14 protein-coding genes are annotated in these 13,187 nt (G+C 37.2%); 8 read left to right on the top strand and 6 right to left on the bottom strand.

Translation table 11 applies throughout. The annotated features are described in order from the left end of the window. Positions 1-32: 32 nt before the first annotated feature. From A3EM_RS0116025 to A3EM_RS0116040, 4 genes are all read left to right on the top strand, one after another. A complete protein-coding gene (locus tag A3EM_RS0116025) occupies positions 33-1,607 on the top strand; it encodes a DUF4139 domain-containing protein (protein ID WP_169513371.1) in 1,575 nt (524 codons plus the stop codon). 91 nt (positions 1,608-1,698) lie between these two features. Beyond that, positions 1,699-2,943 (top strand): chorismate-binding protein, encoded by a 1,245-nt coding sequence (locus tag A3EM_RS0116030; RefSeq protein WP_020529245.1) that lies wholly within the window; start codon positions 1,699-1,701, stop codon positions 2,941-2,943. 148 nt (positions 2,944-3,091) lie between these two features. Continuing rightward, positions 3,092-3,322 (top strand): hypothetical protein, encoded by a 231-nt coding sequence (locus A3EM_RS0116035; RefSeq protein ID WP_020529246.1) that lies wholly within the window; start codon positions 3,092-3,094, stop codon positions 3,320-3,322. 212 nt (positions 3,323-3,534) lie between these two features. Next, positions 3,535-4,752, top strand: a complete 1,218-nt coding sequence (locus A3EM_RS0116040; protein ID WP_020529247.1) for an MFS transporter — start codon at positions 3,535-3,537, stop codon at positions 4,750-4,752. A gap of 63 nt (positions 4,753-4,815) precedes the next feature. On the opposite strand, the gene A3EM_RS0116045 is transcribed toward A3EM_RS0116040, so the two are convergent. The 3 genes from A3EM_RS0116045 to A3EM_RS0116055 all read right to left on the bottom strand — a co-directional run bounded on the left by A3EM_RS0116045 (position 4,816) and on the right by A3EM_RS0116055 (position 6,847). Continuing rightward, positions 4,816-5,667, bottom strand: a complete 852-nt coding sequence (locus A3EM_RS0116045; RefSeq protein WP_020529248.1) for a helix-turn-helix domain-containing protein — start codon at positions 5,665-5,667, stop codon at positions 4,816-4,818. Between the two features lie 63 nt (positions 5,668-5,730). After that, positions 5,731-6,429 (bottom strand): hypothetical protein, encoded by a 699-nt coding sequence (locus A3EM_RS0116050; RefSeq protein ID WP_020529249.1) that lies wholly within the window; start codon positions 6,427-6,429, stop codon positions 5,731-5,733. A 25-nt stretch (positions 6,430-6,454) separates the two neighbouring features. Then, positions 6,455-6,847: a hypothetical protein gene (locus tag A3EM_RS0116055; RefSeq protein ID WP_020529250.1), complete on the bottom strand. Its 393-nt coding sequence runs from the start codon at positions 6,845-6,847 to the stop codon at positions 6,455-6,457. A gap of 307 nt (positions 6,848-7,154) precedes the next feature. Between A3EM_RS0116055 and A3EM_RS42605 the strand changes: the two genes are divergently transcribed. From A3EM_RS42605 to A3EM_RS0116075, 4 genes are all read left to right on the top strand, one after another. Continuing rightward, positions 7,155-8,597: a carbohydrate porin gene (locus A3EM_RS42605; RefSeq protein WP_020529251.1), complete on the top strand. Its 1,443-nt coding sequence runs from the start codon at positions 7,155-7,157 to the stop codon at positions 8,595-8,597. 108 nt (positions 8,598-8,705) lie between these two features. Beyond that, positions 8,706-9,194 (top strand): GDYXXLXY domain-containing protein, encoded by a 489-nt coding sequence (locus A3EM_RS0116065; protein WP_020529252.1) that lies wholly within the window; start codon positions 8,706-8,708, stop codon positions 9,192-9,194. A gap of 14 nt (positions 9,195-9,208) precedes the next feature. After that, positions 9,209-9,865, top strand: a complete 657-nt coding sequence (locus A3EM_RS0116070; RefSeq protein WP_020529253.1) for an HAD family hydrolase — start codon at positions 9,209-9,211, stop codon at positions 9,863-9,865. A gap of 246 nt (positions 9,866-10,111) precedes the next feature. Then, positions 10,112-10,480, top strand: a complete 369-nt coding sequence (locus A3EM_RS0116075) for a hypothetical protein (RefSeq protein WP_020529254.1) — start codon at positions 10,112-10,114, stop codon at positions 10,478-10,480. 188 nt (positions 10,481-10,668) lie between these two features. Here A3EM_RS0116075 and A3EM_RS0116085 read toward each other — a convergent pair whose 3' ends face one another. The 3 genes from A3EM_RS0116085 to mreC all read right to left on the bottom strand — a co-directional run bounded on the left by A3EM_RS0116085 (position 10,669) and on the right by mreC (position 13,178). After that, complete coding sequence (locus A3EM_RS0116085) at positions 10,669-11,607, bottom strand: sugar phosphate isomerase/epimerase family protein (RefSeq protein WP_020529256.1); 939 nt, start codon at positions 11,605-11,607, stop codon at positions 10,669-10,671. Between the two features lie 142 nt (positions 11,608-11,749). Beyond that, entirely contained in the window at positions 11,750-12,274 is a 525-nt protein-coding gene (gene mreD / locus A3EM_RS0116090) for a rod shape-determining protein MreD (RefSeq protein ID WP_020529257.1), read from the bottom strand. A gap of 64 nt (positions 12,275-12,338) precedes the next feature. Then, the gene (gene mreC, locus A3EM_RS0116095; RefSeq protein ID WP_026210335.1) at positions 12,339-13,178 is read right to left on the bottom strand and encodes a rod shape-determining protein MreC; all 840 of its coding nucleotides are present in this window, start codon (positions 13,176-13,178) and stop codon (positions 12,339-12,341) included. Positions 13,179-13,187 lie beyond the last annotated feature (9 nt).

Genomic DNA, 13,187 nt, shown 5'->3' on the forward strand with positions numbered 1-13,187 from the left:
ATTTGTATGCCCAGGAAATAAAGGAAGTTCGGGTGGATTCGAAGATTGAAAATATCACGGTTTTTCTTTCCAATGCACAAATTACCCGCTCGGCCCTCACCTCTGTTTCTTCAGGACAAACCAAAGTTATTCTCGAAGGACTCTCCCCCAATATCGATAACCAGAGTATTCAGGTGAGTGCCAAAGGAAAGGCGGTAATTATGGGTATCAAACACCAGTATAATTACCTGCAAAAAACGAAATTCAGCCAAAAGGTGAAAATTTTAAGGGATTCAGTAGCTTATTACAGTGAAGCCTATAACCTGAATAATGATAAAATAGAAGTGCTACAGGGAGAGCAAACTTTATTAAAAAAAAACCTGTCTATTGGGGGAACCCAGAATGGAGTAAGTGTGGATGAATTAAAAAAAATGACTGATTTTTATTCCACCAAACTGACCGGAATAAAAAAAGAACTCAGAAGGATTAGCAAGGAACAAGTGGAAATTCAAAAATCGCTTGAAGCCGTAAGACAGCAATTGGGAGAACTTAATGCCATTCGGGATAAAAGGACCAGTGAAATTGAAATTACTTTTTCGGCAACTTCTTCGGAGAGAATTGGCCTGGAAGTAAAATATCTGGTGAATAATTGTGGCTGGTATCCTACCTATGATATTCGGGCGGTAGATACCAAATCCCCAATTGAACTGGACTATAAGGCTTTCGTTTTCCAGAATTCAGGTATTGACTGGAAGGATGTAAAACTGACTTTGTCCACTATAAACCCTACTTACAATGGCAGTCTGCCAGAATTAAGCACTTCCTATGTAAACCTTTACGTTCCTCCCACATATAATAAAAGAGCCAAGCAACAGGCTGTCCAGGCTCCTGTGTTACAGGATTATGCAGAGGAAGAATTGGTATTAGAAGCTGAAGCAGATGAATGGGGCGGATTTGATGATGACTGGGGAGATGCTGAAACTGCAGCATCTTATACTTCCGCAGTAAAAAGTACACTGGCCACCAATTTCGTCATTAGCATTCCCTACGACATCCCTTCTGATGGCAATGAAAAACTGGTGGAAATTGCCAATGAAAATATTGAAGCCAATTTTGTGCATCATGCCATCCCACAATTAGATCCTGACGCCTACTTAATTGCGAATATCACCAACTGGGAGCAATATAATTTACTTCCGGGTACCATGAATATTTATTTTTCAGGCACCTTTGTAGGCTCTTCCGAACTGGCCACTGATAATCTTACAGATACACTTTCTCTATCTCTGGGAACAGATAAAAATGTGGTGATTAACCGGAAAAGCCTCGGGGAATACAACGAAAAGAAAGCCATTGGAGCTAACAAGAAGGAAAGCAAGGGGTTTGAAATTACGATTAGAAATACGAAAACAGAAGACATTACCTTGTTTGTAAAAGACAATGTTCCGGTTTCAAAAGACAGTCGGGTGGAAGTGACACTGGAAGAAAGTAAAGGAGCATCTTACAATGCCAATACCGGTATTCTGGAATGGAAAATGGACCTCAAACCTTCCGAAACTAAAACCTTGAAATTTAGTTATGCTATTAAGTACCCGAAGAATGATCAGATAATTATACAACAATATTGATCGGTCTTTCTTTTCTTTGCAATGGGAAAATAATTTGGCGCTATTTTAGTCTGAAGAGGGTATTTGCGCATTAACATAAAATTCAACCAGTTTGGAAACCATTTTAAATCAATTTACCGGTTTATGTGAAAAAGAATCCATTCTTTTGAAGGGAATGCTTACTGCTGTTTCATCCAATAACCTGCCAGTGGTTTTCTGGAGATTGCCCAATGAAACCGATAAACACGCCATTGTAGATTTTTCAGGTGAGCTAAAAGTAGCTTCACATGATTTAGAAGAAATGCCTGGAGGATTTATCATCTCCCCTTTCAATAATAATGAAGATACCAATTATTTTATTCGAGCCGATTTATATTATAATTCCTCTTCTTTTGAGCTAAAAGAAAGCTTATTCGGCCAGGAGTTTGGTTCTACTGAAGAAAAAAATAAAGAGAAATTTACCAAGGCACTTAAAGAAACCTTAAAACGCAATCATGATTTTCTTCCGGAGTATCATCTTGCCGAAGTAAATGACCTGCCCCACACCAAGGAACATTTTATTGAAATCACAGAAAAAAGTATTGCAGCCATTCGGGAACATGAGATGCAGAAAGTGGTCCTCTCCCGAACCAAAAAAGTAGCTATTCCTGAAAATTTCGATCCGGTTGATTATTTTAATATCCTTTGTGAAAATTATCCAAAGGCATTTATCTCCCTAATATCTGTCCCAGGGCTTGGTACATGGATAGGCGCAACTCCGGAAATTCTTATAAAGGTAGATGAAAAGAAAATTTTCACTACCATTTCTTTGGCAGGCACACAGCCCAAAGACAAATTTGAAAACCTTTCGGAAGCCAGCTGGACCCAAAAAGAAATTGAAGAACAGGCACTGGTAAGCCGTTATATTATCAATTGCTTTAAAAAAATTCGGTTAAGGGAATTTGAAGAACTGGGGCCCAAAACTGTGGCAGCGGGTTCTCTGCTCCATTTAAGAACTGACTTTACGGTAGATACCATTGCTACCAATTTTCCACAACTTGGCTCTGTAATGTTGAAATTACTTCATCCCACCTCAGCAGTTTGCGGAATGCCAAAAGAAAAATCTTTAGCCTATATCCTGGAAAATGAAGGCTATGATCGCTCACTTTATAGCGGATATTTTGGTCCGGTAAACATACAGCGCAAAACCAATATTTTTGTGAATCTCAGGTGTTTACAAATTCTAAATGATGCCATTTTACTATATGCAGGTGCTGGAATTACCGAAGATTCTGTACCAGATAAGGAATGGAGGGAAACTGAAATGAAAATGGATATTTTGCTTAATTTTTTAAAAACAGGAAAGCCAAACGATTAATTTCCCATTTTTAGTATTGTTATTAAGTCTTGTTAACAAATCATTTACTTTCATTAACATTAATTGCCGTAATATTCAATAAGTAAAAAGCTATCTTGGAACAGTATTTCACAATCGTATTGATAATCATTTTTTTAACTGTTCACCTATGGCTAATCGATTGACCAAATGGGAAAAAGAGGAGATAGCAGCCTGGTTTAGAAAGTTGGATCGATTTATTGAAACAAAAAAACTTCAATTAAACCTGACAAACTTATACTTACCTGAAAAATCTATCCCCTGGGCCTCATTAAGTTCGGCAAAAAGAAGTATGACTTCGTTCTCAAAACCAAAAAAATTAAGGATAGAAGTAGAACAGGATCTGGCAAATTTTCATTAAGAAGATATTTAAACTTTATCTTCCTGGATTGAAAATGAACAAATTTGCTGAAGAAAACTAAACTTAAACAAGCACTAAGTGTTCAAAATGGGAGGAAACAACCTTGATTGGATATCAGGGACAATTAATTTGTTAATGCCTGAAAAAAAAATCTAATCTACTATTCAAAATTGTGGAAATCCATACCTTTGCAGGCTTAATGATTTTTTCGGATGTTAATTACATCCCATGCCATTATGCCCAATGAAACTCCACGTATTTACACATTGCAGTTCTGGCTGCTTTGCATGAGTTCCTTTCTCTTTTTCGGAAGTTTCAATATGATTATTCCGGAACTCCCCTCCTACCTTACCAGCCTGGGTGGAGAGGATTATAAAGGACTGATTATTGGCCTGTTCACCATTATGGCCATGTTTTCCCGACCTTTTAGCGGGAGATTAACCGATACCATTGGTAGAATCCCGGTTATGATTTACGGGGTTTTTATTTGTATTATTTGCGGTTTTCTTTACCCGGTGCTCACTTCAGTCTCCGGGTTTTTATTTTTAAGGCTGGTTCATGGCATGTCCACAGGTTTTAAACCCACAGCCACTTCAGCATACATAGCTGATATTATACCCTATCAGAAGAGAGGAGAAGCCCTGGGGATTCTTGGGTTTTGCAGCAGTATGGGCATTGCCAGCGGCCCATCTCTTGGTGGGTGGATGGTTTTGCACTATTCCATCAATGTGCTTTTTTATACTTCCTCTCTTTTCGCCCTGCTTTCTATTTTGGTTTTAGTAGGCATGAAAGAAACACTGGAAAATAAGCAAAAATTCAGTGGAAAATTGTTGCTAATTTCCCCGAATGAAATCATTGAAAACAGGGTAATTATTCCCGGAATTATAGTCATGATTTCAGTTTTTTCATTTGGGACAGTACTTACCATAATTCCCGATTTAAGCGATCACCTGGGCATAAAAAACAGGGGAACATTTTATACCATTTTTACCATCTCCTCGCTGCTGGTAAGAATTTTAGGGGGCAAAGCTTCTGATAAATACGGAAGGACTCCAGTGGTAAAAGTAGCCCTTTCATTTTTAGTAATTTCCATGATTTTGCTCGGCTTTGTAGAAGACTTTATCTTATTTGCCATTTCTGCCATATTTTTTGGAGTTGGAGTAGGATTAAACACCCCCTCCTTGTTTGCCTGGACCATCGATTTAAGTCTGGAAGACCAAAGGGGTAAAGCCATGGCCACTGCCTATATATCTTTGGAATTAGGCATATTTCTGGGATCTGTCATTTCCAGTCTTATCTTTATGAATGATCCTGAAATGTTTAAATACACTTTCTGGGTAACAGGTGGTGTGACCATGCTTGCACTTGTTTTTCTACAAATAGTCACCATGAAAAAATTAGGTATTCCGCCACAGGAGATTAAGGCTTAAGCACAATTCTTAATAGCTTTTAGATAGCAATAATTCCGAGGTGTAGCTTGAGTTTTAAACCCCTCAGGAAGCCGGAACTCCGACTACCTGTTTATATTCAGAAGGTGACTGGCCTGTGATTTTTTTAAACAACCTGCTGAATTGAGAGGGCTCGGAAAAGCCAAGTTCGTATCCAATTTCCTTGGCTGGTTTATCAGTATAATATAATAGCCTTTTTGCCTCTAAAATGATCCGCTGATGAATAATTTCCAAAGGAGTTTGTTCGCTCAGTTTCAGAAATAAATTAGCAATGGTTTTGGGAGATTTGAAAAGCATATCTGCATAATCGGCTACTTTATGTTTTTCCCTAAAATGTTTCTCCACCAATGCATTAAAAGCCCTCAACAAATCGGTTTCTTCGTCCTTGATTCCGGTTTTTTGAATTAATTGTTGCCTGGCAATTCTGGTGGTTTTTATGATTAGGCGTTTTAACAGCAATTGCAACATTTCCCGTTGGATATGATCCTGATGTTCAAGTTCTTCCAAAAATACCATTTTCAGCAGTTGAAACGATTCCCTTTCCTTTTCATCCATCTGAAGAATGGGCAATGAAGAAAGCCCATTAAATAACAGCCCATTACAGGAAACCTCTTTATCATGTATTTCTATACAATAGAATGCCTTATTAAACTGCAAAAGGAAATGGTTTTCATCAGTGGTGTTTAGCGCTGTGATTTTCCCTCCTGGAGAAAATGAACAAATCTGATTGGTTTCGATAGTTTGGGGAATAAAATCCTTCCTGAAACTAAGAGGTCCTCCAAAATTTACTAATATTCCAAAATGTTCCAGGTCAAAACTCCCATTTTTTAAGGGAATTTCATTTAGTGTAGATAATTCAAAATAGCCATCAAGGGTATCGTTTACAACCAATCTCATTTTTGCCTTTTGTTGTGGTAATGTGCATTATAGAGAGGCAAACCAATTTCCTACCTTTCAGGTTCATTTGGATTCCTGATTTCCGATCAGTGCCCGGATAGTAATATGTCGGCTGGTGGGATGAAACCACATATATTTTCCTGGAAGTGCTTTATCTACCACATTTGCGAAATGAGAAAAATAATCTGGCTGATTGGCTGGCAAATCATAAACTAAAGTGGAACAAATATAGGGTTGCTGATAATGTGACTGTCGGTGTCCTTCCATTTTAATTTTTTCAGCATAAATGGACAAATTTTCATATTCAAATTCCTGAATCACTTTTTCTACTGCTTTAGCTTCAAAATCTATCTCTGGTTCCATTTCTGAATTCAATGGAATTTTGAAAGTGGAAAGGCGTCTTTCAGCAGTTCTGTCCTGTATGAGTACCACACTTAATTCCCGTATAGTGAACCCGGAATAAGCGTCTATTTTTGTACTCATTTCATCACAGATATTTTTTAAAACCAATATATCCTGATCACTCAGACTTTCACCTGCTTTCAAACACCCAAGGGTGGTTTTGGGCCATTTACTCCCAGGGTTTTCTGGTGAAAGACCTGTTATTTTACGATCAATTTCAGCCTTTAAATTTATAATTGACTTAGGAAATCCCTTATACACCAATACCGGAACCCCACTCCAAGCAATAAGAAAGGCTATGGGGAAAATTTTCGCAGGTGCAGCATTTCTGATGATTTCTTCCAACAAATTAACGCTCATAATTATGTTACAATTTTTCAACGTCCTAAAGATCTACCATAAAATCTTCATTATCTGCTTCGCTATATTTAATAATCAATTTATTGTTTTTCCCACTGGTCAATTTTTCAAGCGCTATTTTATTGGAAATACTAACCTCAATGTATTCTGTTTTTTTATAAACCTGTTCCTCAAGTTGAAAGGAATAAGTGAGATAGTATCCTTTCAGCTTTATATAATTCCCAGTTAAAGTCTGATAAATATTTTGTTTTGGTTCAATGGAAATAAGCCTGCCTGTGGTTTTATTTTCCAGTTTTTTTAATTTGTTCGCCCGCATTAAAATAGGAGCTTCCTCCAAAACATAATGCCCAAGGAGGGGGAAAATTAGAATGAGCACAAACCACTTAAACCATTTTTTGCCCACAAATTCATAAAACATCTTTCTTTATAAATTAAAATAATAACACTTATCAAATTTAATTATAACTAATTGATTATGAGAGGTGTTTTGATAAAAAATTTAAATTTCAGGACAAACTTCAAAGATGACTGCATAATGGTATTTCCTTCCTTTGATCTTTCCCAGAGGTAGTTATCAAAAAAACCGAAGAAAATTAATTATGGTAAAATTGGGCATTGTAACAGATTTCGGGGTTTATATTTTCAAAATAGCACCCTTCCTGCTCTTTTACCTCAAGATATTTTCTATTTTTAGATTTTAAATCACCTTTTCCTCTTTAATACTAATGCGAAACTTTTTACTATTAATTTTTCTTGTTTTTTTAGCAGACTTCGCTACAGCCCAAACAGGCATACTTTATCAATATCCTCATGTTTCCGAAAATTACAAATTAGGAGTTGGGTCCTATGGAAGGATAGGCACAAACTGGAATTTTGTAGAAGGAGGAGCCGTAGGCAGACGGTTGAATCTGAATAATATGGGCAGTATAGGCGGAAGAATGGAAGAACAGGATTATCTTGAATTAGGTACTATTTTTCAAATGTCTCCTTTCAAAAATGCGGATTCTACAGTAATAAATGTACAACTTAGGGCCTCAGTTTTTTCCAGGAGTCTTAGCCTTTTTGCCAACAGCAACACCAGTAGTGCTGGCGGGCTAACCATAGCCTTGCCGGAAATGTTTGTAGAAGCCCAAAATATTTTAACACCAGGCTTAAATCTGTGGGTAGGAGCAAGACTTTACAGAGGGCCGGATCTTCATATGGCCGACCACTGGTATTTCAATGACCACTCCGGGCAGGGTTTCGGAATAGAATATAAAAATACCCGATTGCATTATAATGCAGTTTCTACTACCGATACCAGTAGCAATGTCCCTCCATATTTTTATATCAACATAAAAACCGGCACACCAAGCCTGGAATTACGAGAGAGAAGTGTTTTTTCAATTGAGCATGATATATGGTCGGGAAATGAACAAATGATTACCTTGTTGGGAGAATACCATTTAATGGGTAACCCCGAGGGCGCAACTCCGGATACGACTGACCTGGTGGTGAGTTATCCGGCTGACTACGGTTGGGTTCTCGGCATCAGGCATCAATCCAACCAGATAAGTAACTGGAACTGGCTGCAGGAAGGCTCGTTTAATTCATTTTCCGTAAGATATGGAGCCCGGCTTGCCAACGGAGGTGATGGGGGATCATCCAGAACCTGGGAAACCTTTGGTGCACCAAATTTCACCACCAACGATTTCAGTAAAGCTTATTCTATTAAAATAGTTGAACATTTTCTTTTCAATATGAGTCAGAAATTTAGCCTGAATGGCTATTTTATTTATGCCCAGAGCAGAGGAGCTGCTGATACGGAAGGGATTTCAGATACTTATTTTGGAAGGGAAGTATTCAACCGAAAAGAAGATTTTACCATTGGTTTTAAAGGTGTAAATTACATCAGTGATTTGTTTCACTGGCAAACTGAATTGCATTATTCTCAAAGAAAAGACGGAAACCAACCCTGGTATAATATGACAAAAATAAGCATAATTCCCACACTGGCTATCCGGGGAGAAAGAAGTGTATGGTCCCGACCACATTTAAGGTTTGTATTTTCTGCAGCCAGATATAATGATTTCGCCAGGGATAATTTATATTCTCCATATTTGCAATTGGCTGGGCCGGAAAGCTGGGGGTTTTACACTGGTATAAAAGCAGAGTGGTGGACCTGGTAATTAATTATATTTTGAAACGAGATTCTTAAACTGGGCAGACACTTCTGTGGGCATTTGCAGCGAAATACGTAAAATTTAAACATGCTCTAAAATAAAACCATTTAGAAAATGTCTTACAAAAAAATATTCTTCCTGTTTAACCTCTTAATCCTTATAGGGATAGTTAATTATGAAATCTTTAAAAAAGAGCGCATTCTGGAAGAAGGAAAACTGGTTTTATTTGAATTGGCTCCTGTAGACCCCAGGTCCCTGATGCAGGGAGATTATATGCGGCTCCGTTATGCCATCACCAGAAATTATACTCCGAAAGAAATCCCCTCAAGAGGATATATGTTGGTTTCAGTTAATGCAGAGGGAGTAGCTGATCGCGTTGTTCAAGTTGATGAGCACCTCATTCCCAACAATGAGAATGAAGCTGTAATTAAATATTTCCATAACAGCTGGTTTGTAAGTATAGGATCAGAAGCCTATTTTTTTGAGGAAGGAAAAGCAGAAAAGTTTGAAGAGGCCGTTTATGGTGGTCTAAAAATATCACCAAGTGGAGAAAGTCTTTTAGTTGGCTTATTCGATGAACAAAAAAATTTTATTGAACCTTAAAAAATGATCAAAACATGCTAAAAGCAGTTTTATATGATATGGATGGTACCCTGGTAGATTCGGAAATATTCCATAAAGATTGTTGGAATGTATTGCTGATGCCTATGGGTTATCAAATCACAGAAGAAGAATTTTTAGAAGAATATGCAGGTATAATTGGGCCGATCACGGCCAGAAATATAGTACAGAAGTACAATTTGAAGGTAGATCCCGATCAATTTTTAGCTGAAAAGGAAAAAATAGCTTTAAGCCATATTGGAAAGTTGCCAATCAGACTCATGCCTTTTGTAAACGAATCCATTCAATATTTTAAAGACAAAAACCTAAAATTGGCGGTGGTCACCGGAAGTCCCTCTATCACAGCTATCCCATTTTTGGAGTCTGTTGGTATACACGGCCATTTTGAAACCATTATTACCAGAAGTGATGTATCCAATAGTAAGCCACACCCGGATAGCTACCAACTGGCTATGGAAAGGTTAGGCCTATCTCCACAGGATTGTATTGCTATTGAGGATACACAAAACGGAGTGAACTCCGCCAGTGCAGCAGGTGTTACCTGCCTTTCAGTAAGAGATGTTCCTTTTGGCAATCACGATTTGAGTAAGGCCAAAAAGGCTTTTAAAAACCTTGAAGAATTGGTAAGTTGGGTGGACGGAAACTTTTTCTAGAATCTACTCCTCTTTCCCAAATCCTGTGGATTAGCATTTAGAGGTAAATTTGAACTGTTTTCTTAAAAAATTAGCACAAAAAACCGTACGGTTTCGTACACCTCCATTTTAGAACCGTACAGGTTTTTATTGCTCTCCAAAACAAAACTATCTCACAAAATATTAATTATCAGCAACTTACATACACTGGCATCTCTTTGGGAATAAATTTCATGAATTTAAACTTTTTAATTTTATTAGTCTATCATGAAAAAGTCAGTATTGTTTCCAGTTCTTTTAAGCTTAATTATTTTGGCCATGAATCTTTATGCCCAGGATAGTAAAAAAACACAACCTTTTAGGGGTGATACCGCACTAGCCCTGAATAAGGTTACTGTTGCACCGCAAAACGCTGATCCTAAATCAGAAGTAGAAAATGAGGAAAATCAATTTGTTGAAATTACTTTGGAAGATATTGAGCCAACAGAAGAAATGAGGGAAGTAGTGGTATATGATTCTGAGGGAGAAATCATCTATTCTGAAAAATACCTGGAAGAAATGGATTCTACAAAATTACCAGAAGGGGCTCAATTCTTAATGGAGGATAGTTCAGTGAAATATTTTGTAGTAGATTAGCTGATACTGGAAAACTGACTGCCGCTATCGAAATTCAAACTGGATAGCATTTAACAAAAAAAGAGGGACTCATCAATGATTGGAGAGAAAATACAATCTTTTAATGAGCCACTCAGAGTGGAGCCACAACTTATTGATATTAAGTTGAAATTGCTCAATATTAAAAAGTACTGGCACTTCCCTCTTTTTTAGCTTTTGTAAATTTTATCCATCAACTCGGAAATTTTTTGAAGACGGTTTCTGTCTCCTCCGGGAATCTCTGCCGATCCCCAACCACTATATCCCACTTCTTTCACAGCTTTCATTACTTCGGGCCAATTACAATCTCCTTCAAGTAATTCCACTTTAAATCCTTCCCAAACACCTTCATCATTCGCCTTCTTCCTGCTATATTCTTTTATATCAAGTTTTAAAACCCTTTTCCCCAAAATTCTCATCCATTGCTCAGGCCAGCCATACCTCACTATATTCCCAATATCAAGATACCAGCCGATCATATCACTTTCAAACTCATCGATATACCTTGCGGCTTCCATTGGACTTAGTAAAAAATTATTCCATACATTTTCGATGGCAATCTTTACCCCTGTTTCTTCTGCAACTGGTAAAATTTTTCTTATTTCTTCCTGAGAACGTTTATAAGCCTCTTCGTAAGATGTTTTTTCATTTACCACAGCAGGTACCAGCAATACGGTTGTCCCCCCATATTTTTTACAATCCCGTAGCGCAACTTTCATGGATTCAGTGCATTTTGTCCTTACTTTTGGATCAGCATCTGACATGGGCGATTTCCAGTGCACAGAATTGACTACTCCGGGTATTTCAAGGCCCGTTTTATCCCTGGCCTCCAAAATTTCTTTTTCCTTCAACTCATTAGGGCTATCCAGCTCAACTCCGTCAAACCCCAGGTCTTTTAGTAACTTAAACTTATCCATTACCGATAAGTCTTCCTTTACCATTCCAAACTTCAGTGATTTTTTTAAAGAAGATTTAGAGGGAATAATTTTGTGTTGTTGTTTTTCGCTCAGGTCTCTTCCGATAGTGATATTAGGTAAAAATGGAGCCACTGCAGACATCCCCATAACCTTCATGAAGGATTTTCTGGTTAGCTTACTTTTTGCATTCATTTCAAAGAAAAGTTTATTTATGTGATCAGTTATTAAATTTCTGGTAGTGCAGGAGGTATAATTTCTCCTAAGCTATGGTTTCAATAAGCAATTACATCAATTGCTTGACCTAATCCAAAAATAATCGGAGGTTAGCAGAAAATTACCTTCTCGATCGGTAATATATTCCTTTTAATTGTTGAATCAAAACAATAAAAACAGAGGTGCAAATGGTACTGGCAAAAATGTAAAGCAGGGTCCAGTTCCAATAAGAAAGGTTACTCGAACTGATGAAAAACATTAAAAAATGATGGATTAAAACCATAATTAGGCAATATGTAAAAAACTTGGAAATCCCAAGCTCCTTCACATCCGGTCTTGAACCGGGATCGAATCCACCAGTTGGCTCCACTAATTTAATAATGGGTTGCCGGAAAAACGCCACCAGCACACATGCTGCAGCATGTATCCCAAGGGTATCATAGAAAATATCTACAGCAAAACCCAGTGCGAAACCAATTAAAAGTAATGATGTTTTAGGGGTATTTACTGGCAAAAGAAGAATAAAGCTAAGATAGATATAGCAAAAAGCCACCTCAAATAAGGCAATATTTTTAAAGAAAACCACCTGGGCTAATAGGTATAAGAAAAAGGTAATTATATAATGTACAATATTCTTTTTTTGCATTTTAAATTTTCAAGCTGAAGGGGTAATTTAAATTTTTGAAAAAATCATTTCATTTATAAAAATATCAATTGGTTAGGTTTGAAGTTTCCAGCTCCCTGATTTCCTTCTTAAAATTATCTTTAACTACATACACAAACTTTAATTTACTGAAATCAGTTGCCAGATCAATGGTTATGGTCTGATATCTCTTGGAAGGATCACTATCAATGGTTTTTACGGACCCTATCGGAATTCCCTCGGGAAATACAGAATTGTAACCTGAAGTCACTACAGAGTCTCCAATCTCGAGTTTTACGTGTGGAGGAAGGTATAATAAATTGGCCACAGTATAATCATTATGCGTTTCTTCTGAATTCCATTTGGTAGTACAAAGTGTACTGTCTTTTGCCAATTGCGAAGAAACCGAAATTCCACTATGCAAAAAAGAATATACGGTTGAGAAATTTTTAGAAACAGATTTTACCCTACCCACTATTCCGTTATCTGAAATCACACCCATTCCTGATGCAATTCCATCCTTTGCTCCCACCGCCAGAGTCAGAAAATTATTACTTGCCAACACTGAATTATTAATTACTTTGGCACTAGTAACTTTGTATCGGGATCCGGGGGAATTTACAGAATCAGTTGAAATCCCATGTTGATTTTGGCTATAATTAAAAAGCTTTTCTTTTAATTGTTCATTGGCCAATGCAAGTTCTTCAACTTTTTCCCCCAAAATAAAAGGTTCTACCACAGCAGAAGTTAACTCATAGATATTTCCGGCAATCCTGTTTGAGGAGGACAAATAGGAATATCGCTGGTAACTATTTTGTTTTACCACAAGATAGCCCGCAACCAGCTCCAAAAAAATAAACAGGAGCATCACTCTTATCTTGTAAATAAATAGAAATAATTCACGCATTAACCCGCT

This window comes from Flexithrix dorotheae DSM 6795 (assembly GCF_000379765.1).
Lineage (GTDB): Bacteria > Bacteroidota > Bacteroidia > Cytophagales > Flammeovirgaceae > Flexithrix > Flexithrix dorotheae.

Bases quoted from the DNA above. Each gene is read 5' to 3' on its own strand.
- A3EM_RS0116040 (WP_020529247.1), top strand. From the start codon at position 3,535: ATGTTAATTACATCCCATGCCATTATGCCCAATGAAACTCCACGTATT.
- mreC (WP_026210335.1), bottom strand. From the start codon at position 13,178: ATGCGTGAATTATTTCTATTTATTTACAAGATAAGAGTGATGCTCCTG.
- A3EM_RS0116075 (WP_020529254.1), top strand. From the start codon at position 10,112: ATGAAAAAGTCAGTATTGTTTCCAGTTCTTTTAAGCTTAATTATTTTG.
- A3EM_RS0116045 (WP_020529248.1), bottom strand. From the start codon at position 5,667: ATGAGATTGGTTGTAAACGATACCCTTGATGGCTATTTTGAATTATCT.
- A3EM_RS0116055 (WP_020529250.1), bottom strand. From the start codon at position 6,847: ATGTTTTATGAATTTGTGGGCAAAAAATGGTTTAAGTGGTTTGTGCTC.
- A3EM_RS0116035 (WP_020529246.1), top strand. From the start codon at position 3,092: ATGGCTAATCGATTGACCAAATGGGAAAAAGAGGAGATAGCAGCCTGG.
- A3EM_RS0116085 (WP_020529256.1), bottom strand. From the start codon at position 11,607: ATGAATGCAAAAAGTAAGCTAACCAGAAAATCCTTCATGAAGGTTATG.
- A3EM_RS0116070 (WP_020529253.1), top strand. From the start codon at position 9,209: ATGCTAAAAGCAGTTTTATATGATATGGATGGTACCCTGGTAGATTCG.
- A3EM_RS42605 (WP_020529251.1), top strand. From the start codon at position 7,155: ATGCGAAACTTTTTACTATTAATTTTTCTTGTTTTTTTAGCAGACTTC.
- A3EM_RS0116065 (WP_020529252.1), top strand. From the start codon at position 8,706: ATGTCTTACAAAAAAATATTCTTCCTGTTTAACCTCTTAATCCTTATA.
- A3EM_RS0116050 (WP_020529249.1), bottom strand. From the start codon at position 6,429: ATGAGCGTTAATTTGTTGGAAGAAATCATCAGAAATGCTGCACCTGCG.
- mreD (WP_020529257.1), bottom strand. From the start codon at position 12,274: ATGCAAAAAAAGAATATTGTACATTATATAATTACCTTTTTCTTATAC.